Origin of the sequence: Bacillus sp. MRMR6 (assembly GCF_001940785.1) — a bacterium.
Taxonomy (GTDB): Bacteria; Bacillota; Bacilli; order Bacillales; family Cytobacillaceae; genus Neobacillus.
On the sequence record NZ_MSLS01000009.1, the window covers coordinates 77,177 to 99,747 of the forward strand.

General features: G+C 40.0%; 18 protein-coding genes and 1 riboswitch. Of the genes, 4 read left to right on the forward strand and 14 right to left on the reverse strand.

The genetic code is table 11. From position 1 onward, the window contains the following. Positions 1-15: 15 nt before the first annotated feature. Together BTR25_RS11230 and BTR25_RS11235 are read right to left on the reverse strand one after the other, a co-directional pair. Positions 16-873 carry an SDR family oxidoreductase gene (locus BTR25_RS11230; RefSeq protein ID WP_075688156.1) on the reverse strand — a complete coding sequence of 286 codons (858 nt, stop codon included), beginning with the start codon at positions 871-873 and terminating at the stop codon, positions 16-18. Continuing rightward, on the reverse strand, positions 870-1,316 hold the full coding sequence (locus tag BTR25_RS11235) for a MarR family winged helix-turn-helix transcriptional regulator (protein WP_075688157.1): 447 nt from the start codon (positions 1,314-1,316) through the stop codon (positions 870-872). Before BTR25_RS11235 ends, BTR25_RS11230 begins: the two co-directional genes overlap by 4 nt. A gap of 619 nt (positions 1,317-1,935) precedes the next feature. On the opposite strand from BTR25_RS11235, the gene BTR25_RS11245 reads away from it, so the two are divergent. After that, positions 1,936-2,220 (forward strand): hypothetical protein, encoded by a 285-nt coding sequence (locus BTR25_RS11245; RefSeq protein WP_139311220.1) that lies wholly within the window; start codon positions 1,936-1,938, stop codon positions 2,218-2,220. Between the two features lie 523 nt (positions 2,221-2,743). Then, positions 2,744-2,959, forward strand: a complete 216-nt coding sequence (locus tag BTR25_RS11250) for a hypothetical protein (protein WP_075688160.1) — start codon at positions 2,744-2,746, stop codon at positions 2,957-2,959. 38 nt (positions 2,960-2,997) lie between these two features. Here BTR25_RS11250 and BTR25_RS11255 read toward each other — a convergent pair whose 3' ends face one another. From BTR25_RS11255 to sda, 3 genes are all read right to left on the reverse strand, one after another. After that, positions 2,998-3,741, reverse strand: a complete 744-nt coding sequence (locus tag BTR25_RS11255; protein WP_075688161.1) for a DUF695 domain-containing protein — start codon at positions 3,739-3,741, stop codon at positions 2,998-3,000. A gap of 157 nt (positions 3,742-3,898) precedes the next feature. Beyond that, complete coding sequence (locus BTR25_RS11260) at positions 3,899-4,684, reverse strand: REP-associated tyrosine transposase (RefSeq protein ID WP_075688162.1); 786 nt, start codon at positions 4,682-4,684, stop codon at positions 3,899-3,901. Between the two features lie 342 nt (positions 4,685-5,026). Beyond that, positions 5,027-5,164, reverse strand: a complete 138-nt coding sequence (gene sda, locus BTR25_RS11265) for a sporulation histidine kinase inhibitor Sda (protein WP_083652334.1) — start codon at positions 5,162-5,164, stop codon at positions 5,027-5,029. Between the two features lie 535 nt (positions 5,165-5,699). Between sda and BTR25_RS11270 the strand changes: the two genes are divergently transcribed. Beyond that, a complete protein-coding gene (locus BTR25_RS11270) occupies positions 5,700-7,535 on the forward strand; it encodes a PAS domain-containing protein (protein ID WP_075688163.1) in 1,836 nt (611 codons plus the stop codon). A gap of 1,189 nt (positions 7,536-8,724) precedes the next feature. On the opposite strand, the gene BTR25_RS11280 is transcribed toward BTR25_RS11270, so the two are convergent. Then, positions 8,725-9,924 carry a phosphoglycerate dehydrogenase gene (locus BTR25_RS11280; protein WP_075688165.1) on the reverse strand — a complete coding sequence of 400 codons (1,200 nt, stop codon included), beginning with the start codon at positions 9,922-9,924 and terminating at the stop codon, positions 8,725-8,727. Between the two features lie 83 nt (positions 9,925-10,007). Then, a riboswitch (ZMP/ZTP riboswitch) is annotated at positions 10,008-10,087 on the reverse strand. A gap of 148 nt (positions 10,088-10,235) precedes the next feature. On the opposite strand from BTR25_RS11280, the gene hpaB reads away from it, so the two are divergent. After that, positions 10,236-11,672: a 4-hydroxyphenylacetate 3-monooxygenase, oxygenase component gene (hpaB, locus tag BTR25_RS11285; RefSeq protein WP_075688166.1), complete on the forward strand. Its 1,437-nt coding sequence runs from the start codon at positions 10,236-10,238 to the stop codon at positions 11,670-11,672. Positions 11,673-11,738: 66 nt separating this feature from the next. On the opposite strand, the gene BTR25_RS11290 is transcribed toward hpaB, so the two are convergent. From BTR25_RS11290 to BTR25_RS11325, 8 genes are all read right to left on the reverse strand, one after another. Further along, complete coding sequence (locus BTR25_RS11290; RefSeq protein WP_075688167.1) at positions 11,739-12,722, reverse strand: LacI family DNA-binding transcriptional regulator; 984 nt, start codon at positions 12,720-12,722, stop codon at positions 11,739-11,741. A gap of 67 nt (positions 12,723-12,789) precedes the next feature. Next, on the reverse strand, positions 12,790-13,680 hold the full coding sequence (locus BTR25_RS11295) for a DMT family transporter (protein ID WP_075688168.1): 891 nt from the start codon (positions 13,678-13,680) through the stop codon (positions 12,790-12,792). Continuing rightward, on the reverse strand, positions 13,681-15,357 hold the full coding sequence (locus BTR25_RS11300; protein ID WP_075688169.1) for an amylo-alpha-1,6-glucosidase: 1,677 nt from the start codon (positions 15,355-15,357) through the stop codon (positions 13,681-13,683). A gap of 26 nt (positions 15,358-15,383) precedes the next feature. Next, complete coding sequence (locus BTR25_RS11305; RefSeq protein ID WP_075688230.1) at positions 15,384-18,443, reverse strand: glycoside hydrolase family 2; 3,060 nt, start codon at positions 18,441-18,443, stop codon at positions 15,384-15,386. Between the two features lie 19 nt (positions 18,444-18,462). Beyond that, entirely contained in the window at positions 18,463-19,284 is an 822-nt protein-coding gene (locus tag BTR25_RS11310; protein ID WP_075688170.1) for a carbohydrate ABC transporter permease, read from the reverse strand. Next, positions 19,281-20,207: a carbohydrate ABC transporter permease gene (locus BTR25_RS11315; protein WP_075688171.1), complete on the reverse strand. Its 927-nt coding sequence runs from the start codon at positions 20,205-20,207 to the stop codon at positions 19,281-19,283. The genes BTR25_RS11310 and BTR25_RS11315 overlap by 4 nt, the downstream gene beginning before the upstream one ends. 84 nt (positions 20,208-20,291) lie before the next feature. Continuing rightward, on the reverse strand, positions 20,292-21,530 hold the full coding sequence (locus BTR25_RS11320) for an ABC transporter substrate-binding protein (protein WP_075688172.1): 1,239 nt from the start codon (positions 21,528-21,530) through the stop codon (positions 20,292-20,294). A gap of 288 nt (positions 21,531-21,818) precedes the next feature. Next, on the reverse strand, positions 21,819-22,445 hold the full coding sequence (locus tag BTR25_RS11325) for a metal-dependent hydrolase (protein WP_075688173.1): 627 nt from the start codon (positions 22,443-22,445) through the stop codon (positions 21,819-21,821). Positions 22,446-22,571 lie beyond the last annotated feature (126 nt).

Sequence of the window (22,571 nt, forward strand, 5' to 3'; positions counted from 1 at the left end):
CTGCTTCCCTCTGATTCATTGAAAATACTGTTTATGGTCTTCTATATATTGTTTAAAGGTGATTGGCTTACGTTTTAGTATTTTTTCTGCTTCTTGTGTGGTATGCCGGGCTGTTCCTAGTTTTGTCATTAGATATAACAGGGTCATGACATTGGCAAATTCTTTTGGTGTGCCTCTTTTTATAAGGGTCATTCTGAACTCCAATACACTGGGGTTTGTGTAGGTAATTCGTCGGTTCAACACTTCTGACATGGTTGAGGCTACCTCATAATAGGTAATGGCTTCACTGCCAGTTAGAGTATATGCCTTATTCTTATGTATTTCTTCGGTTAAACAAATGGCAGCAATTTCAGCAATATCCCTTGTATCGATAAAACTTGTTTTGGCTTTGCCGACAGGTAAAAATATTTCATCACGAAGTAAAATATCATCGCGGTGGGTAGTATTTAGATTTTGCATAAAGAAGCTTGGTCTTAAAAAGGTAAATGGAAGGTCTAATTCACAGATATAATCCTCAATTTTCCGATGAGGAACAACAGGATTTTTCTCTACACCGAGAAGGGAAACAAAAACAATCTGTTCCACTCCTGCTCTCTTAGCTTCTTCTAAAAAGGGAAACATCTCTTCTCTCGGTTTTGCTAATTTTGGCGGGCGCACTAAAAATATCTTTTTCACGCCTTCTAATGCTTGGCTGTACGTTTCATGACGGGTAAAATCAAACTCTACCACTTCAACAGGTTTTCCTGAAAAGAATTTTATCCCTTTTTCCTGATTGGTGACGGCCGCTTTAACGCCGACCCCTACCTCTACTAGTTTCTCTACTACAAAACTACCGATATTCCCTGTTGAACCTGTGACTAAAACGTTTATCACTTTTTACCCCCCCTACTTAACGTGTGATCCAACTTAGTTAATAAAGTTAAAAACAATTCTTTCTCTTCAATAGAGAAATGTACCAAAGATTCATTCATAACACGATTACTCGCTGATTCTAGCGTGGGAATCAAACTCTTTGCCTCAGAAGACAAAGATAAAATGAATACTCTTTTATCAACCGGATGTCTTTCTTTTTTAATCATTCCTTTCTCAACAAGCCGATTCACAATTCCTGACATGGTCGGTTTATCAAAATCTAGTTTAGCTGCTATTTCAACAGCCGTCCTCAATAGCAGTGAAGAATTATGCTCCTCTTCCATTTCAAGCCTTTTTAAAACCGCCCACTGTGAAGCAGTCAAATTAAACACTTTTAACTCCTCTGTCAAAGCATATCTCAAATCCTTAGAAACCTTCATCAATAAATACCCTATATTGTCCACGACTAAAACCCCTCACATTGTTAGTACACTAACCACGTAKTTAGCGTACTAACTATTTTTATCTTTGTCAAGAAGCACGGGGACGGTTCTACTGCTTCCTTCATGGCTTTATCCCTTTCAAATACTGAATATTTCTTTAAGTATGCTTGCCGCTCTCCAAACCTTCCAAAAGTTGCACTAACCACGGTTTGATTTTCAACAGGGAGCTCTCCCGAGTTCACATCGTCCACATCCACGATTCCTTTTACTCCAATAAAACTACCAAAGGCTCGTCACCCCGATATGTTGCTGATAAGATATACCTATAATTTATAAGGGGATGGATTATTTTATGATTGAATACTTGCTAGTTGGATTTATATTTGCTTTTTTGAGTTTCATAAGGTTTATATTAAAGGRATGAAAGAACTGTTTAATAAAGAGATAACGAAGGCAAGTTACTACTTAAGCTTCCTAATTGCTGGAGTTCTGTATGATTTCCTTATGGTAATTTTCCGATAGAGACATAGTAAAGTATTTTTCTAGGTCTCCTCGTCTAGGACATCTAACCGCTTTATTTTATAAACTGCTTCTGTTTTTTCTTTGAAAACAAAAGATGAATAATGGACAAGATAAAACTATGATACGAACCCTGACGGAACAACAATTTGTAAAAGAATATCTACATAAAACGAAAAATCCCTTACCAATTGTCTTAGGCACTCGAGGTACTTGGACCGGTAATGGGAAACCGATGATCATCTTAATTGGCTTCACACTGGTTGATGTATTAACACTTGGCGATATCTATGGCGTTTCCGAACACCCCGTCCGAGAAATAACCACAGACGGATTAACCTACTACGCCATCAATATCATTGAAAAAAAGAAAGTCAAACAAATAATCGCTGAATGGCAAAAATAAAGGAATCACGGGGACGGTTCTCGTGCTTCCTTGGGGGGCACTGGAACGGCCGCACCTGTGCTTCCTTAATATGATGATCGTATCTAAAAAGGGTAAGTCCTCCATCGCATGAAGCGCATGAGTGACTTACCCTTTCCCTTTATGAGTCATTATTAGATTTTTATAAATACTTGAAGAAGAAATTTACTAGGGAAAAGTAATCGAATGCAGAGCCAAAAATGAAAAATAGAAACTCCTTTATCTTTTTCCCTTAAGTCAATGATATAGCCCAGTTGAACGATGAGGAAACAACGATTAAAGTCAGTATAAACCCTACATGAAGAATAGGCTCACCGATTGGCAGTACCAAGAACAATTCCACAGCAAAGACTATAACGCTAAAAAAGTACTAGTATAGATATCTTTCCACTATTATTACCCTCTTAGAAATGATATTCAGTCAATTTTCCGAAGCAGGAGAACCATCCAAACGTTTGCATACATTAGATAACAACCGTTATTTTTTCATAAGAAGGTGACTTATATGACCAATGTGGAGGATGTAACAAAAGTCTTAAATGAACTAAATCAGCATGAACTAGCTCAAAAATGGCTACACAACGACCTTGTGAAAAAGAACCTCGCCATGAGTTACGATTATTGGGGGGAGACAACTAACATCCCTATGACCTTAAAAGAACATGTGATACAGTACTTAGACCATGCCCATTTATTAGGGGGAATCTTTTCCCCTGAGTGAAAGCAAAGGCGAAAGCAAAAGGACGGTTCTGATGCAACTCATCCTTTTATCACCATTGTTTCCCAGCCATCATATTCTCCTTCGTATTGTTCAGAGATTTTGACTAGGAGGTCTGTTACTTCACTGATGGAATGGAAATCGACTAAATCAACTCTAGAAATCGTAAGGATGTATTTCCCTTCTTCATGGGTTTCATTTTCTAGAATAAACCCTTCTTTTTTTACAGCTTTAGCAAACCGTTTCATCATTTTGGTGTTTTCGAAGTACAACCAATGCTCCACTTTCCGAGGGACCTCAAGAGTATCCCCTGAGCTTTCCAAATGACCTACTACCTGACGGTTCCCAATATGCTGCAGTTGGTATTGGTTTGGATATAGGTATTCAAAATAAAATTCCCAATTTTCATCTTCTTCGATTTGAAAAATTGAAGCCTCATAACCCGTTGGCTGAATAAAACGTTGAGCTGCTACGGCTATAGAGTCTGACTCATCCTGACTTGAATAAAAAATGATATCCCTTACCCCATCAGTCGTAACTCTGCCAACATTAATAAAATTTCGAGGAGCGAGGAAATCAATCACCGACTCCTCTATTTCACCCAACTGGTCTGCTTCGGCATCAATAGGAAAGCCATCCTCATTCGGATTTTTCACGTTAAGTCTTAAGCAGTGAGCATACTGGTATTCTTCGGTGTTAATTTCATTAAATATATCCATATCGATTACAACCGAAGCAACTTTATCATCAATATAACCAAAATAAACATCCCAATTCTCCGACATCCCAAAACCTCCATACAAAAAATGACTTCAACCCAATTTGACAATTTTCACTACTTACCTAAATAATCATTCGTCCTTAAAGACTGTAATCCTTCATGGCGTAAGCACAGGGACGGTTCTCCTGCTTTCTCAAGGATGCAGGAGAACCATCCCTACGTCATGCTTTGGAAATTAGCTTTGCCGATACGCCTAGGATTCTTGCTGCTTGGCGTTGGGATAAGCCTTTTATTTTTTTCATTTCTCCTATTAATACGTCTCTTTCTGCCTTTGGTAGGCTCTTAACTTGAGGAATTTCGATCGTCCCTATCAGTTTTTTAATCTCAACTCTTGCCTCTTCATCTGTTAGTCTCCTTTTTACCGGCGTATCCTCAAGCCACTCGTCCTGATTGATTTCCTCATTGAAAGTACTGAATTTTATTCGAGCAAGGTTGGTGTCTTCGGATAGCAGCTGAAGGATAAAATCCTGGTCTAGCAAGCCTTTTGGTTCATTCTGGATGTTCTGTATACCGTAGTAGCCCAGACAACTGCTCCATATCCATTCATCCACCGCACTAACCATCCCAGCCTTTACTGGATTTTGATGAATGTACCTTGCGACGCTGAAAATTGATTTTCTACTTTCCACACGTTCACTTTTGAAACGATCTTGAAAAAGATGTCCCGTCGTACCATACTTTTGGTTATAGTACCAAACATAACTGACACCGATTCGTTTCATGGTGGTTGACAATGCTTCGGACCCTTCTTTTAACAGAAAATGAACATGATTATTCATCAGACACCAGGCATAGATTTTCATTTCTGATTGTAATTTATATTTTCGAGTGATATCAAGAAATTTCCTGCAATCCTCATCATCATGAAAAAACTCCTGTCGATTTGCTCCTCTCCACATGACATGATAAATACCGCTTCTGCTCTTCTCTCTAGCTCTGCGAACCATTAATCATCACTACCCATGTAATAGATTTTTATATTTTATTTAGAAAACACAATTGGAGGGGTATTACTAAGATTAAAATTGAAGGTTTTTGTAGGAATAAGCAGAGGGACGGTGCATGCGGGGCCACTGAATAAGTCTAGCTTTTTAAAAAGGAAAAATGATGTTTAAAAAAACAGAGCTCCAGAATCGCTTCTAAGCACGTTTCGATGGTAGGGAGACATTTTTGCCCCCCCAAAAAAACATTAATATTCAAAAAAGGCTACTTTTTCAGTGCCCTCGGACGGTTCTAGTGCTTCTTATAGAGAAGCACTAGAACCGTCCCTATATGTACCTATATGTAGGTCAATTTATAAGGTGGTTTAAGTTTCTTGCTAAGATAGCTTGAAATAGTATTTCTATGAAAGAATCATCTAGTTCTAGCAGGTTTGCTCTATGGTAGGCATCTATTAATGATTCATTTGACAAATTGCTAAGTTTCATTGGATACAAACCCTCCTTGAAATCACATAATTCACACACTCTTTATTTAGTATAAAACAAATGAAGAAGTCTATCTCGCAGGAAAAACGACAAATTTATGAAATAAGTATAGGTGCGGGGGGACGGTTCTACTGCTTCCCTAAGGAAGCAGTAGAACCGTCCCCCCGCACCACTTGTCGTTTTATGCGGAAAAATAATAATTAGTAATATAAGGCAAAAGTATTGAAGGTTTGTGAAAGTTTCCTTAAAATAAAACTTAGGATAAAAGAATTTAAGCTTTTGTCTAACATGATTGAAATAGGTAATAATTTGGTAGATTTTTCTTAGAAATTTTGAATAGAGACCAGAACTTTTACAGTTAGCGGCATGTTTGTTTGGCCTCTTCTTTCATGTATCTTCGTATTAATATTATGACATTGCTATATAGGCCGGAGTGGGTTAGACAATCATTTTATTGAGCTAAACACACGCCAGGATAGGATTTTATTCTATCCTGGCTTTTTGTATATAAGGGGAAAGGACTGAAAAGATAGAAATGAACCGTCCTATTGATCAAATTAAAAGCGAAAAGAAAGCTCTATTGAAAAAATATTTAGAAGTAGGAATAAAGAGAAACTGGAATCTCTTTATCCAAAACCAAGATGCTATTTTTATTCTAGATTTAGACATGAAGATTGAAGAGGTAAACCCCGCATTCAAAAAATTATCCGAATATTCAATCGCTGAAATCAAAACGATTAACCTGCAATCCCTTTTTCCTATTGATAGATTGGATAAGGTTTTTAATCATTTCCACAAAACGGTGTTTGGTCAAGTTCAAACCTTTGATTGCAGGATGGTTAATAAAGCAGGTAAGGAATATGATCTAAACATCATTTTTATTCCCATAAACGTAGACGACCAAACCGTGGGACTACAGGCAGTTGCGAAAGATATTACCCACTTAAAAAGAAAAAATCAAGCAAGCAGAAAAGTCGAAGATATACATAGTGCATTAACAGACTATGTTTCAGATATCATTCTTTGTACGAACCTACAAGGAAATGTTCTTTATATTACCCCTTCCTGTGAACAAATTCTCGGTTATTCAGCCGATGAGTTGATCAATCAGCAATTTTTAACGTATATCCATGCTGAAGACTACCAAGAAACGGTTCGCGTTAGAAAAGATGTAATAGGGAAATTCCTAACGGGAAGAAGCTGCTATCGACTTTTAAAAAAAGACGGGGACTTTGTATGGGTTGAAGCACTGTGTAAGGCAGTAATTGATCCTGAGACAAAAAATATCCTAGAAGTAGTTAGTGTCATCCGAGACATAACTGAAAGAAAGAAAGCCGAAGATGAAATTTGGAATCGGAAAAGGGCATTTCGTGATTTAGTTGAACACTCACCAGATGCTGTTTTAATCGCTAAGGAAGAAAAGATTCTATTCATTAATGAAACAGGAATCGAGTTATTGGGTGGAACAACTGCGGAGGACATTCTATCCAAATCACTATTAGATTTTGTTCATAAAGACTATCATCCTATTGCAAAAAAAAGAATTGCCGCTGTATATAATGGGGAAATAGCAGAATTTCTTGAATATAAAGTCATTCGCCTGGACGGGACAATACTTGATTCTGAAGTAAAAGCGATCCCTACTTTCTATGAAAAGCAATCCGCCCATCATATTATCTTGAGGGATATTACAGAAAGAAAAAAAACACAAGAGCTATTGCTTCAATCTGAAAAACTTTCCATCGCGGGACAATTGGCCGCTGGGATTGCCCATGAGGTCAGAAATCCACTTACCACCATTAAAGGTTTTCTCCAACTAATGGAGATAGAAATTGAAAATAAACATTACTTACGGATAATTCAGAGTGAAATGGACAGAATTGAGCTCATTCTAAGTGAACTATTAGTTCTCGCTAAACCACAAGATACTAAATTTCATACAGAAAATTTAAAGTTATTAATAGAAGATGTCACAACGCTTTATGATGCACAAGCCAATATGAAAAATGTTCAAATTAATATTGTTCATGATCCTAGCTTTTTAATGATGCGATGCGATAAAAATCAATTAAAACAAGTCCTTATCAACTTCCTAAAAAACGCAATTGAAGCGATGCCAAATGGCGGGAACATCAAGATTGAAACCACAAAACTCGGAGAAAACAAAGTTAAAATTCTTATTCAAGACACCGGAACCGGAATCCCCCAGCGCATTCTAAAGAAAATAGGGCAGCCCTTCTTCACAACAAAAGAAGGCGGTACAGGCCTAGGAGTCATGATCTCCAAACAAATCATCGAAAACCATAACGGAACCCTCCATTTTTGGAGCGACCATAAAGGAACCATCATCGAAATTACCTTGCCTATATAACGTGCACGGGGACGGTTCTTAAAGCGGACAATCGGAAGTTTTGCGCGTAAAAAGGCACAACTAGCGTTAATGAGCTAGTTGTGCCTTTGATGATTTCTAAGCAGAAGATTATTGCGCAAAATTTTTGATTGCCAGAGAAGAATGAAGTCGCGGTCCTCGCTAATGAACTAAAATATGGTAACCCCACCAAAAATAAATTTTTTATTCGTAGAATGATTTTTTCAATTTACGTCGTATTAGGGATTCAATCCGATACTTATTTTTCATACATTTTAATACAAGTTTTCGCAACCATTATACAGTATATTTAATTAAACTTCATTTGAATTTTCTTTAAGAGCCATCGCGTAGCGATTTCGTTCTTCTTCTGCTTCCTTAAGGAAGCGGGAGAACCGTCCCCCACCGTGTCACCCATGTCCTTGTTAGAATAAATCATAAATGCTTTCTAGCCATTTGTGCGGAACATATTCCTCTGCAAGCTCCTCGAGAGATTTGGAACTCTCTTATCCTATCCAATCATCAATACACCTATAAAACAATATCTTTCAACCATGAAATTTCGTTCATCTTCATCTAATAATCTAAACCGCATCACAGTTTCATAGTCTAGATGTTTATCTAGAGTAAGTGTGCCCGCATTTGGAAAAGGTATATCAATGGGTGTGTAAATATTGACCATATCCTTTGTTATATCTAACACTTAAAGTTCTTAATGGAACAATGATTTTTAACCCCATCCTCGATGATCTTTATTTCTTCAGGATGAATGATTTTTTCAAAACTTTACGTAAAAACACTTTACCATCGGCGTCTCATAAACCTCGTATCCTTCTGGCAGGTCTTCAACAAGATCCCAACAATTTTTTTGAGAATTGGTAAATAGTATTTCCATTTTTAGTTTTCCGGCTATGCAAAAGGTATAAATCACGAAAGTTTGTATTGGTAATAGACATCCTCTCACCACCGTTATAAAAAAGCTATTTTTTATAGTATGTAACTATAAGACTAGTTTTAAACAGTAGAAGATGATTTGGTAAGTAACATATAAAAAGGGCCATCACCTTATAGACAGCTCCACAAGGTAATAGCCCAAATAATTTCTAAACTCTTATTAAAAGATTTTCTAATAACAATCTATACAAGGAAGCAGGAGAACCGTCCCCGTGCTTCCTCCCGTGCACTACCTGCACTAAATAACACGAACGTTGACGATGCCGTTGATTTGGTGGATTTTTTCTAGTATTCCGGGAATGATTTCTCCATTAATTTTGTTGTCGATGTCGATCATGGTGTAAGCATAGTCTCCTCTGCTTCTGTTGACCATGTCGGCGATGTTCAGTTCATAGCTTGAGATGGCCATCGTGATTTGCCCGACCATGTTTGGAACGTTTTTATGGAACGCTGCTACACGGCGCTTTCCTGTATACGGAAGCGTGGCATTTGGAAAATTGACAGAGTTTTTGATATTCCCAGTTTCTAAGTACTCTTTTACCTGCCGTGCAGCCATAATTGCACAGTTTTCTTCTGATTCCAACGTGGAGGCACCAAGATGTGGAATCGAAACACAATTCTTCATTTGCAGCGTATTTTCATTCGGAAAATCTGTAATGTACTTACCGACCACGCCATTTTCAAGCGCTGTAGCCATATCTGCTTCATTCACAAGCTCGCCACGCGAAAAATTAAAGATTTGGACGCCCGCCTTCATGATACTGAAGGTTGCTTCATTGAACATGCCATTTGTATCTGGCGTCAATGGTACGTGTACGGTAATATAATCAGACTCCGCAAACAATTGTTCAATCGTCATTGCGCGCTGGACATTGCGGGAAAGGTTCCAAGCTGTATCGACAGAGATAAACGGATCAAATCCGATCACATCCATATCTAAATCGAGTGCATCATTTGCAACAAGCGCACCGATGGCACCTAAACCGATAACGCCCAAGGTTTTCCCCTTGATTTCACTACCAACAAATGTTTTCTTACCTGCCTCTACCAATTTAGGAATTGCTGCTCCTTCGCCCTCTAACGTCTTTGTCCAGCCAACGCCGGCAAATAGATTACGAGAGGAAGCCATTAAACAGGTTAGAACCATTTCCTTTACCGCATTTGCATTCGCACCAGGAGTATTAAATACCACAATGCCCTGCTCTGTGCATCTTTCAACCGGGATATTATTGACACCCGCTCCGGCGCGCGCAATGGCTTTTAGCTGATCACCAAATTCCAATGCATGCATGTTAAAACTACGAACCACAATCGCATCCGGATTGGTACTCTCGTTGTCGATCGTATACTCATCCTTTTTGAAAACCTTCAGCCCAGTTTCGGCAATACTATTTAACGTTTTAATTGTTTTTACCTTACCTAAAGTTACTGTGCTCATCCTGTTTGCCCTCTTTTCAATTGGTATTCTTGCTCAATGCTTAACATACAAATAAACAGAAAGAGGCAAGGGATAGAATCCCCTACCTCTGCCCAGGCGAACGGCTTCCAACAAATGTGCTCCCTCACGGTAATCCGCGTCCTCGCCAGTCACACACAGTCTTTTCAATTAGTTAACATTATACAAATTATCTAAAAATTAAGCAAGTGCACAGTGACGGTTCTCCTGCATTTTTTTTGGAAGCAGGAGAACCGTCCCTGTGCTTCTTCAATAAGATGTAAGAGGTTAAGAGGGAGGGGCCGGTATGAAAAATGGGAATAATTACTGGTGATGGTTTTATTGAGCGTTTGGATCGGCTTGGAAATGAGATTTGGTTAGATGGGGAAAGGGTTAAGGGGAAGATTTCGGAGCATCCTGCTTTTAAAGGGATTATTCGGGCGAAGGCTGCCCTTTATGACTTACAACATGATACTAAGCTAAAGGACGAGTTGACTTATGTTTCACAAGAAAAAGGTGAAAGGATGGGACTCTCCTATCTGCAGCCCAAAACGATAGAGGATTTAAGGAAAAGAAGAAGGATGATGGAGCACTGGGCCAGATGCACTCATGGATTGATGGGAAGAAGTCCAGATTATATGAACACGGCTGTTATGAGCTTTGCCGCTTCCTCATCCCTGTTAGACGGGAAAGAAAATAGTTTTCCCGATAACCTCCATTCTCTCTATAAAAGAGCGACCGAGCAGGACCTATCTTTTACACATACCTTTATAAATCCGCAAATAAATCGTACTCAGCTACATTTGGGATATTCCGCTAAGCCGATCTCAGCTAAGGTGATTGAGAGAAATGATAAGGGAATCGTGATCAAAGGCGCTAGACTGCTCGCGACTCAAGGTGGATTAACGGATGAAGTTATCGTGATGACGTCTCCAAGATTTTTCCTTGAAGAAGATGAAGCCTTTGCTTTTTCCATTCCCTCTAACACAAAGGGTATAAAATTCATCTGCAGACAATCCTTTGTTGGGGGAGAATCTTCCTTTGATCATCCTCTCAGCTCAAAATATGAAGAAATGGATTCTATTGTGGTATTTGACAATGTTTTAGTAGAATGGGATCGAGTATTTTTCTATGATAACGTGGAGGTTGCTGAGGAATTCAAGACTTGCAGTTCCTTTCACACCTTTGCCTACCATCAAGTCGTCACGAGGCAAATTGTCAAAACGGAATTTATTCTGGGACTTGCCGAGCTCCTTGTCGAGACAATTAATGTCGGTGAGTACCAGCATATACAAGAAAAACTGTCTGAAATCGTCATTGGTCTGGAAACGATGAAGGCACTGCTCGAGAAGTCGGAAAATGATGCCAGCATCGATCAGTTTGGCTATATGCGTCCTAGTATGATCCCTCTGCAGGTGGCCAGCAACTTTTTTCCTAAAATCTATCCCCGCTTTACCGAAATCATCCAACTGATTGGGGCCAGTGGGATGGTTTCCTTACCTACAGAAAAGGACTTCAATTCTGAGTTAAGGGGGGATCTAGACATGTACCTTCAAGGCGCAACCAAAAATGCCGAGGACAGAGTCAAACTATTTCGCTTAGCCTGGGACCTGACCATGAGCTCATTCGGCACAAGACAAACCCAATACGAAAGATACTTCTTCGGTGACCCCATCCGCCTATCAAGCACCCTATATAAAAACTATCCAAAAGAAAAATACGTGGAAGAGATAAACAGGCTATTAAAATGAAGCATGGGGACGGTTCTCCTGCTTCCTAATGGAAGCAGGAGAACCGTCCCCGTGTTACTCCCCGTGTTACTCTGCACTGCCTCTTATGATTAGCTTGGTGTGGATGGTTACTTTTTTGCAGATGTCTCTGCGGCTGCTGATTTTTTCCATTAGGAGGTCGACGGCGGTTTCTCCCATGATTTCTGTGTACAGTTTGACGGTTGTTAATGGTGGTACCATGTATTGTGCTGAGGATACGTCATTGAATCCGACGATGCTGAGGTCGTCAGGAATTTTGACGCCTAGTTCGTAGGCGGCTTTATAGCAGCCAACCGCGATGGTATCATTCGCAACAAACAAGGCCGTTGGTTTGGGATCGCGGCTTAACATTTCCTTTAAGATCTGGTAGCCATCTTTCGGATTGTATCCGCCAATTTTCACGAAATCCTCATTAAAGATTTGTTTTTCCTTTAAATAGGTTTCAAAGACATCCTGCCGTAAATCTTTAAACCTGTTTCCATACATATCTGTTTCGACTCCGCCAATAAATCCAATATTCTTATGACCTAAGTCCATTAGATAATTGAGGGCATTTTTTGTTGCGGAGCTAAAGTCAATGACAACAGAATCAAAATGATTTTCATCCGGATTCGAATCAACGAATACAGCAGGTTTCTCATAACTCTTAACCAGTTCAATATCGCCCTGCTTAAAGGTTCCAAGACAGATAATCCCATCCACTTTAGAAAGGCTTTTCTTTGTCTCGTCTTTGCTGATCCGGTAAATGTCAATCCCAGTCCCCTTAAGCTTCTTCTCCAACGCCACCCGAATAGAGAGGTAATACGTATCAAGTAACTCCTCTTCAAGCGAATAGGAATAGTAAAGGCCGATCGTCATTTTACTTTTTTGTCTCTTCTTTTGGCTGATCACATAATTTAATTCTTCCGCTGCCTCAAATACCCGTTTCCTCGTTTCTGGAGGAACATTTAAGGTTTCATCATAATTCAAAACTCTTGATACCGTGGTAATTGAAACCTGAGCTAAATCAGCAATATCTTTAATCGTCGCCATTTTTTCTACCCACTTACTTTTTTTATATACTTATATTGTAATATAACGAGTGTACCTTTTAGAAATTTTATCCATTTGTATTCTTGATTTCATAGCTTTTCTTTTTAAAAAAGCTTAGCTTTGTCTCTGAGATGATGATCGCAACGAGGATGAGTACTGCCCCAATCATCATTTTGCCTGTAAGTACCTCGCTTAACAGCAGTACCGAGAATACCATCCCCCAGAACGCTTCTGTCGAGAGGATGATGGCGGCATTCGTCTCAGTCGTATATTTCTGGGCAACGGTCTGCAATAAAAAGGCAATCGTGGTGGAGAACACTCCTAAATAAACGAGCGAGGAAACTCCCTCAACATCCACCGAAAAATGCGTCTCACCTTTCGCAAGCACAACGATAACGCCTAAAATCGCCGCAACGACCATTTGAATAACCGTTAAGAGAATCGGGTCCTCTGTCCTTACAAACTGCGCCGTATAAAAAATATGAAAAGCAAAGGCTACTGCACATAACAGGGTGAGTAAATCGCCGATATTAACCTCTGCTGATAATTTTAGAGACAAAACACCTACTCCCGTAATCGCCAGCACCGCTCCGAATAATTCGAACCTATCCATTTTCCTTTTATACAAAAAGAAGGCGATAAACGGCACAATCACCACATTCACAGCCGTTAAAAATGCATTCTTAGAGGGGGTCGTAAATTGTAATCCTACTGTTTGCAACGCAAACGCTACGTACAGAAATACCCCAATGATGCTCCCTTTGATTAGCGTGCTCCGCTTGATCGATTTTATTTTTTTAAAAAATACAATGGTTAAAAGAATGACACCAATGAGGAATCGAATCGCAAGGATTTGATAGGGGGTATAGTGCTCCAGTGATACCGCACTCGCAACAAACCCGCTTCCCCAAATGATGGCGACAATCGTCAAACCTAATTCTCCAGTATATTTACGCATTTATTCCTCCGCTATTTTCATTTCTAGTAAGGTAAGAAAAACACTTGATGTCCAGGTAAACGAGGTATCGACAAGACCTCTTCCATTTAGCGGATCAAAATTCTCTGCCATACCGCCAATTAGAGTCAGATCAAGAAACTTATCCCGGATTCTCTTTCCAGCCTCTTCATAGCCATTATTGATCAATGAATCCACAAACAGGTACGTAACAGACGCCCAAATGGGACCTAGCCAGTACCCGTCCTCCTTGTAGTAAGGGCTTGAAGGCATTTCTGTTGCGAGACCATGTTTAGTTTCAAAGTTCTCAACTAGATTGGTAACGAGACCCTCTAGGACATCCTTTTCTAGCCGATAACCAATTAAAACGGGTAAACGCAGAATCAAACTTGAACGGATTTCTACTTTTTCAGCAGCTTTTCCAAACCTTCCGAAGAACCCATCCTGATCATAAAGTCTCGTCATGAGCAGTTCGAAGAGTTCATCTGCTTTTTTCAGAAAAGCAATTGCTTCTCCTTCTTTTCCAAGGATCACCGCAAAACCTGCTAGAATGTCGTATGTTCGAATTAAATAACTAGCAAGGTCCGGCGACTCTACCGGCATCCCTTGATGAAATAAGGAAGCATTGTCCCAGCCTGAGTCATTTCCATGTTTATAATGAGGCAGCCTTCCCTCATAGGTGCGATGGCTTTCAAAATAATCCATCACCCTTTTCGTGGAATCGTATACGACCCGCAATCGGTCTTGATTTTTAAAATAGTCATTCCGCTTCATAAGCTTATCATAAACATAAGCGAAAATCGGCGGTTTAATGCAGTTATACGAGACAAATTTATCATTCACGAAATCCGGATACGCTCCTGACTCATCTTGTGCATCAATAAATATTTTTAATTGGCTGTACGCCAGTTCCGGATATTTTGCTCCCAGCTGCAACGCATTAAAGCAATTATCCCATGACCAAATATTATACATCCATAGCTTTGACATATACATCGCATACTCGTTCAAGATGCCATCAGGGTGTACAGTACTCGACCAGGTGATATACGCAGCTTTTTCCACCGATGGACGATAGACCACATTTTCCGTTAGCAACGTTGAAAGCCACTCTTCGTAGAATTTCTTCACTTTCGCTTTCCCGTCTACGAAGGGAAGGTACTCCTTTTTACGATAAACTGTGCGATAGCTTTCGATGACAAAATGCCCGTCATTCATGCGAAGATCGATGTAGTCGTTGCCGATTACGTTCCATGGCGCGGTGACGGTCATATCCCCCGACAGGCTAATCAGCATCAGCTTTAGTTCTTTTGGATAAATGTGATATTCATACATCCCGTTCTGATATTCATGTAAGGTATCATATTTGACTTTGTTTGCCTGCAATCTCACTTCTACACCCTTTATGTAAAAATGAACCTCGTCTTCTTCTGGTAAAATGATTTCGGCAAATTTGTCGTGATCGTCTACGGAACATAGTCTGATAGAGGTCTCGGATGCTTGGATGTCGATTTCTATCTCAACTCCGTTTTCTAAAAGTGAGAACTGAAAAAGCTTCGAGGGTGCATCATCGCCGCCATGAACATCCCTTAAATAGATTTCGTCAGAATCCTTTTCCTGTGAGATGCAAAAATAAGAACCAAACCGGGAAAAAGGTATTTCTCTTATATCTAGTTTCATGATTTCTTCTCCCTTTACTAAAAAACTCATCTCGCAACAAAATATTTACTTTCTTCGATCAGGTCTGCTTTGTTGATTTTTCTAAGTTCGAATTGGATGTGGAAGTCTTCTACGGCTGCTCGGTAAGGTGGAAGTTGTTCTTCACCGCAGCTGTTGCTTCCTAATCCGCTTTGTTTGTAGTCGATGGTCAGGACGTTGTATGGCGACTTTTTGATGTTTCCTCTGTGCTTTGCTTCTTCAAGAGCCGTCGTGTCATAATCATGAACGGTAAAATCATATTCTTTCTTGAAATTTACTAGGTACGCGTCCTCGCCTTTTGCAAGTGCAATAAAAGAGGTATCAGACCGGGAACCATTTTCTTGTGGGTAGACGTAGTCGGTGTGCATGCCCTCGACCGTATTACGATAAAGCCCGATTTCTTGACTCCGCTTGCTGTCCTGATAACTTTCCGATTCGCCGCGACCATACCATGTGACGTCGGAATATTCCTTGTTCAAATGCATGGTGAGTCCGATCCTTGGCAGCATTTCAGGAATTTCCTTTCCTCTTATTACCTTTGAGCCTTTAACATGCAGGTTTAATGCTCCGTCCTTTGTGATGCGATACTGATAGACTAGTGCAAATCCCCAAGCTTGATTGACCGTTGACAAATATTTTGTGATTTCTATGTTGACATACTCCTCGCTCACCCGATACGTCAAGGTATCAACCTGTTCTTTTGCTTGTTTGAGGAAGTATTTATGAATCCACTCGTCCTTTTTATACATATCATTATCAATCGCGGCCCGCCAGAGGGTAACCTCAGGTCCCTTACTGATCACTTCTTCTCCTTCAACCACAAAAGATTTTAATGTTCCATAGACCTTGGAGAATTCCAGTTTAAATATATTATTTTCTAATGTAAGTACAGTCGGTTTGTCAGAAATCTCTATAGTAGTATAATTTCCGCCATCACTGATTCTCTTAACCGTTTTTTCCACTATTGTCGAACTTAGTAAAAAGCTCTCCTTTGTAATCATATGTCCTTTCTGAGCATGAAGCCGATCTTCTGGTTCGTGGTAACTTAGATAGATTCTAACATTTTCATATAGGATGGCTTTCTCTAAATTAATCGGTAACACGATTTCCCATTCTTCCTGTGGACCAATAGCCGGCAGTTTCATATCAGTTTCTTCTATTACTATATCAAAAGATTTTACGACGATATTCACTAATACCCCAACAAGATTGCGAAAATCATAGCGATTTTTCACTTTAATCTTCAGCTCTTGTAAGTCAACTTCTTCTGTGACAATCGGTTCAATCACCTTTTTATATTCAAGTAGGCCTGGTGAGGGGGTTTTATCTGGAAAAACTAATCCATCAATACAGAAGTTACCGTTCGTTGGGAAGTCACCATAATCGCCGCCGTATAAGTAGAAGATTTCACCGTTCTCATTGACACTCTCAATCCCGTGGTCACACCATTCCCAAATAAAACCGCCTTGCAGCCTTGGATATTTTCGCATCATTTCTTGATACTCAGTCAAGCCGCCAGGCCCATTCCCCATGGCATGACCATATTCGCATAAAATATGAGGCTTTTTCCCCTCAGCATCCAATCCGATTTCCTCAAGCGCTGATAACCTCGTATACATCGTGGTGTAAACATCGCTATAGGCTGCCACCCGGTCTCCTTCGTAATGCACCAATCTAGTAGAGTCGATGTCTTTAATCGCATGATACATGCTGGTGAAATTTCTTCCGGCCCCCGACTCGTTTCCTAATGACCACATCATTACGCTAGGATGGTTGCGGTCTCGTTTCACCATCCTTACCGCACGGTCGACATATTGTTTTTCCCACCCTTCATGATCGGACAACCAATTATAATTTCCGGTATTTTCAAGGCCATGACATTCAAGATCGGCCTCATCAATCACATAGAGACCGTACAGATCACACAAGTCATAGAAAGCATCATTATTTGGGTAATGAGCGGTGCGAACCGCATTGATATTATGCTGTTTCATCAATAAAACATCTTGGAGCATATCCGTATAGGTAACCGTCCTGCCTGTTTTCGGATGGGCATCGTGGCGGTTTACCCCATTAAAGAATACTCGTTTTCCATTTACGCAAATTTCATTATCGATAATTTCAACTGCCCGAAAACCGATTCTTAATGGAACGACTTCCTTACCCCCGTCAGCTAATTCATATTCGAGCACAAGCTTATAGAGATGCGGTTCCTCTGCGTTCCAAAGATGAGGATTTTTGATGACCTGTTCGGCTTCGAAACCGCCAGCTTGAACATCAATAAAAAAGGAATCTACCATTTCTTCTTGATATAAGAGATTCGCTTTTATTTTTTTAACATGGTCTGTAAAAAATGCCCCTGCCAGTTTCAAGGTAAAATCGTGATAATGTTCATCAGGTAAGGTTTCAACATACACATCCTGTAGCGTATTTCTATTTATTTTAAAAAGCTCAACACTTCTAAAAATCCCCGATAGCCACCACATATCCTGGTCCTCTAAATAGGTTCCATCAGAAAATTGATAGACTCGTACGGTAATACGGTTCTTGCCTTTTTTTACAAAAGGGGTGATATCAAACTCGGAAGGCAGCCTGGATACCTTGCTAAAACCAGCATGCTGACCGTTGATATAGAGGTCGAACGCAGAGTCCACGCCATTAAATTTTAAAATAAAAAGATCTGTAAGGTCGTCAATCTCGAGCTCCCTAAAGTAGATGCCCGTTGGATTTTCCTGTGGTACAAAGGGCGGATTGATTGGGAACGGGTATAATACATCGGTATAATGCATCTTTCCATAACCTTGCAGCTGCCAGCAGCCTGGAACGGTAATCTCATCAAAAGCATCGACAGGAAAGTCTTTTTTTTCAAAGCCTAGCGGCGAGAACTCTGGGGCTTCTAGGAATAAAAACTTCCAAACGCCGTCCAGCAGTGTGTATCCGTTACTTTTTTCCTTATTAAATTGCAATGCTTCTTCTATATTTTGATATCGATAAAAATCAGTATGGGCAGGAAGCCTGTTGATTCCAGTTAGATGGATATTTTCCCATCTTTTCATCTCTCGTAGCATATTTTCTCCCTCCGAAACTTTACTTGATAGAACCACTAATACCCTCTACGATGTATTTCTGGGCAAACATAAAGACTAAGACAGGTGGAATAATCATGATTAACGTCATCGACATAATCGGCAAAATCTGCAGATCATGTAATCCCTTAAACGAGGCTAACCCTAGTGCCATCGTGTATTTGGATTGATCCTGAAGGTAAATTAATGGACCAAGATAGTCATTCCATACCAATAAAATATTTAACACGGCTATTAAAATTAACGGCGCCTTCATAATCGGCAGGAATATTTTATAAAAGATTTGAAACTCATTTGCACCATCGATTCTCGCCGCATTTTCAAGGTCCTTTGGTATATTCATTAAGAACTGGCGAAGTAAAAAGATATAATAGGCAGACCCAAAAAAGGCTGGGACAATCAATGGCTTTAAGGTGTTAATCCAGCCAAATAGCTTAAATTCCATGTAGAGTGGAATCATCGTGACATCCCACGGAATCATCATCGTGGCTAATAATAAAATGAATAGGAAATTTTTAAATTTAAAATCATATCTCGCAAAACCATATGCCACTAATGAACAGGAAATCAGCTGACCTAACGTCGTCATCACCGTGACAATCACGGAGTTTTTGAAATACGTTCCAAACGGCTGACTATTCCAGGCATCTATGAAATTATGAAACTGTGGGATGTCTGGAAGAATCTTTGGCGGGTAACTAAAGACTTCCACTTCTGTCTTCAGTGCAGAAAGAATGACCCACACAAACGGGAGTAAAAAATAAAGTGAAAATAACACGAGAAGGCTGTAGACGATTATTTTATGCTTGTTAGAAACTCTCATTTTTTCTTCCCTTCCTTTTTCACTTCATTTTCATAAAACACCCATGCCGAAGATGATTTAAAGATCACTAGAGTTAGCACCAAAATAATGATAAACATAAACCAAGCGTTGGCACTGGCATAGCCTAATTGATGATGCTTAAAGGCATTATTATAAACATAGAGACCGTAGAAATAGGTAGACTTTAATGGACCCCCACCGGTTAACAGCAAAACAAGGGTTAATTGCTGCAATGCGGCAATAACGGACGTAATCACATTAAAGAGAATCGTTGGCGTGATGCTTGGAATCGTGATACTAAAGAACTGCCGAAGCGGGTTCGCCCCATCGATGGCCGCTGCTTCATATAACTCCGGCGGGATGCTTTTAATATCCGTGTAAAAAATCAACATCATCGTTCCTACTCCCCAGGCACTAGCAATCACAATCGTTAAGATTGCCCACGTAGGGTCCACAAGCCATCTTGGTCCATCGATTCCAATGAAGGATAATAGGTAGTTAAAAATTCCATATTCCGAGTTGAAAATCCAGCCCCAGATAATCGAAATGGCCACCCCGGAAACGACAGCGGGAAGATAGAAAATCGTTCGAAAGATTTTCATTCCCTTTACCGGCTGGGTAATCAGAAGCGAAAGGATTAAGGCAATCGCTAGATTGAGAGGAACAAAGATAATCGCAAATTTGAAGGTAATCCCGATCGATTTATAAAATTGCGGGTCTGCTGTAAACATATTTTTATAGTTTTCAATTCCGATAAAGGCGGGTTCGCTCGTAATCGGCCATTCAAAAAAGCTCATAATTAAGGAAAAAGCTAAGGGCCCCAGGGTAAAAACTAAAAAGCCGATCATCCATGGCAGGATAAACAAATAGGGCACTTTTCTATTAACTAGCTGATAGTTTGTTTTCTTTGAGTTTTTAAACATAGGAAGACCCCTCTAGAATGAAATGGAGGTAAGCACCCTCCATGTGACAGGGTTAAGTGCTTTACCTCGATCGTTTCAGTTGAACTACTCCACAGCACCGCTTAATGCTTTTTTCGGATCCATTAAGCTGCTAGGGTTGAAGATTTGCTCAAACACAAAGTTTAGATTTTCCGAAACCTGGCTCCAGTTTTCAACGATAAAGGATGCCGGCGTATAGCCTTCACTCTTTTCTAACATCGAATAGAACACACTCTTGACTTCATCCTGCTCAAGCTTTTCACTTTCTACTACACTTTTTAAAACGGGCAATTCAAAATCAATTCTTGCTTTATTGGCTTCTTCACCTGTCCAGAATTTAATAAATTCAAAGGCCGCTTCTTTGTGTTTAGAGTCTTTCGAAATAGAAATGCCTGAAGAGCTTAGAATACTAACGCTTTTTCCACCGTCAAACTTCGGCAGTTCCACAACACCATAATCTATTCCAGCTTCCTTCAAAGGATTAAGTCCCCATGCACCGTAAACAAACATGGCCACCTTGCCAGATTTCATTTCTGTTGCTCCAGAGCCCTCTGTCGTAATCGCAGAACCGTCCTTTACCATTCCTTGGAACAGTTCAAAAACTTCAATCGATTCAGGTGAATCTAAATTTCCTTTTAGACTTCCTTTTTCATCGACAAAGGCTGCGTTATTGCCCCATAAGAACATTTCAAAATCATAAGGGTCTGGTTGACCTGAGATAGCAAAGCCAGAGATATTTTGGCTTTTATCTGATAGTTTCATAGCTGTTTCCTGTAAATCACTCCAAGTCCAGCCAGCCTTTGGATACCCAAGCCCTTTTGCATCAAAAAGTGCCTTGTTGTAGTAAACAACATGTGTCGTATATCCAACAGGAAGGCCAAGAATCTTGTCATCGACAGAATTATAATTCCATAGAGTTTCATAGAAATTATCCTTGTATTCGGCTCCTTCTTTTTCGATATAGCTATCAAGCGACTCTAGTGCACCCTTATACTGAGGGTAATTCCACATGTACATAACATCGGGTGCATCCTTCGCGCCCATTCCCGCCGTAATCTTCGTATCATACTCACTTCCGTAAGCCTCTAAAACGACCTCAATATCCTCATGACTCTTATTAAACTGATCAATCAATCCTTGCTGCAATTCAACATCATCACCAACATCCCAAGTAGCAAACCGGACCTTCACTTTTCCATCCTCAGTCGTGCCCTCGCCATTACCCGAGGTCGAAGTACAACCCGCCAACAGCAACATCGCAGCAACAGCCAAAAAAAACAATGATTTCAACTTTACTAGTCTCATAAGAACCCTCCCTTATTAAATACAACTTCATTATATTTTGAATTTTACTAAAAGTAAACGGTTTTATTATATATTTTACTAAAAATTTAGAGGGATACAGAGGGACGGTTCTACTGCTCCCTTGTTGGATCTAGGTAAACAAAGGGACGATTCTTTTGCATCCATAATGGAGCAGAAGAACCATCCCTTCGTTTTTCATCGTTGTATTTTAGTAAAAAAGCACAGGAAAAAGCACAGGGACGGTTCTCCTGCTTCCTGGAGGAAGCAGGAGAACCGTCCCTGTGCACTCTAGATTTCTTTTGATGAGAAGGGCAAAAATAGTTTAATCCCGCGTTTGTTAAAGGGAAGAATTTTTAGGTCGGCAATTAAATGGCTGATGTACCCGATCAAACAGGTATAGAATACACCTTCTATCCCAAGGGAAACTTCTAACCGGCTGGCAATCACCGCAAAGAATAGAACTCCTAAAATTGAATGGGTGTAGCTACGGTGCGGAACGAAGGATGCGATTACTATATATATTCCTAGTAAAATTAACCACTCTTCCTGTAAAGAGATGCCTCCCACTGCAACACCTATTCCTGTTATCGATAACATATGCCTTTGTTTGATCATTGATGAGATGACGATAATTCCAATACCGCTGCCAATCCCCATCCATCTTTCTGAGGCTGCTCCCTCATATAAACTATAAAAAATCACCAGGATCCCAATCAACTGTGCAACCGTCCGAACCACTTTATGAGAGAAAGTAATCTTGCCCCGAAGCGTCCCGTCAATGTCAAGATCCGGAACTAGTCCCGAAACTCCTCCTAGCCCAACGAGTAAGAGTGTCATAGAGGGCGAGGCCTGAACTGTATTAGCCACAATAAATCCTGTTGCTGCTCCCAATGCTGCATGTGCTGTACCATTCATATACTATCCACCTCTACTAATAGTTGCAGCCTTAGCTGCTGAGCTGCTGCGATTCACCTATTTTACACCAAAACATCCGTTCTGTTTAGTAGGAAAAAGCAAAGGGCGGTTCTCGTGCTTCATGGA

What these genes read in the sequence shown, in the direction of transcription:
- BTR25_RS11245 (WP_139311220.1), top strand. Translation starts at nt 1,936, where the DNA reads ATGATACGAACCCTGACGGAACAACAATTTGTAAAAGAATATCTACAT.
- BTR25_RS11250 (WP_075688160.1), top strand. Translation starts at nt 2,744, where the DNA reads ATGACCAATGTGGAGGATGTAACAAAAGTCTTAAATGAACTAAATCAG.
- BTR25_RS11255 (WP_075688161.1), bottom strand. Translation starts at nt 3,741, where the DNA reads ATGTCGGAGAATTGGGATGTTTATTTTGGTTATATTGATGATAAAGTT.
- BTR25_RS11260 (WP_075688162.1), bottom strand. Translation starts at nt 4,684, where the DNA reads ATGGTTCGCAGAGCTAGAGAGAAGAGCAGAAGCGGTATTTATCATGTC.
- sda (WP_083652334.1), bottom strand. Translation starts at nt 5,164, where the DNA reads ATGAAACTTAGCAATTTGTCAAATGAATCATTAATAGATGCCTACCAT.
- BTR25_RS11270 (WP_075688163.1), top strand. Translation starts at nt 5,700, where the DNA reads ATGAACCGTCCTATTGATCAAATTAAAAGCGAAAAGAAAGCTCTATTG.
- BTR25_RS11280 (WP_075688165.1), bottom strand. Translation starts at nt 9,924, where the DNA reads ATGAGCACAGTAACTTTAGGTAAGGTAAAAACAATTAAAACGTTAAAT.
- hpaB (WP_075688166.1), top strand. Translation starts at nt 10,236, where the DNA reads ATGGGAATAATTACTGGTGATGGTTTTATTGAGCGTTTGGATCGGCTT.
- BTR25_RS11290 (WP_075688167.1), bottom strand. Translation starts at nt 12,722, where the DNA reads ATGGCGACGATTAAAGATATTGCTGATTTAGCTCAGGTTTCAATTACC.
- BTR25_RS11295 (WP_075688168.1), bottom strand. Translation starts at nt 13,680, where the DNA reads ATGCGTAAATATACTGGAGAATTAGGTTTGACGATTGTCGCCATCATT.
- BTR25_RS11300 (WP_075688169.1), bottom strand. Translation starts at nt 15,357, where the DNA reads ATGAAACTAGATATAAGAGAAATACCTTTTTCCCGGTTTGGTTCTTAT.
- BTR25_RS11305 (WP_075688230.1), bottom strand. Translation starts at nt 18,443, where the DNA reads ATGCTACGAGAGATGAAAAGATGGGAAAATATCCATCTAACTGGAATC.
- BTR25_RS11310 (WP_075688170.1), bottom strand. Translation starts at nt 19,284, where the DNA reads ATGAGAGTTTCTAACAAGCATAAAATAATCGTCTACAGCCTTCTCGTG.
- BTR25_RS11315 (WP_075688171.1), bottom strand. Translation starts at nt 20,207, where the DNA reads ATGTTTAAAAACTCAAAGAAAACAAACTATCAGCTAGTTAATAGAAAA.
- BTR25_RS11320 (WP_075688172.1), bottom strand. Translation starts at nt 21,530, where the DNA reads ATGAGACTAGTAAAGTTGAAATCATTGTTTTTTTTGGCTGTTGCTGCG.
- BTR25_RS11325 (WP_075688173.1), bottom strand. Translation starts at nt 22,445, where the DNA reads ATGAATGGTACAGCACATGCAGCATTGGGAGCAGCAACAGGATTTATT.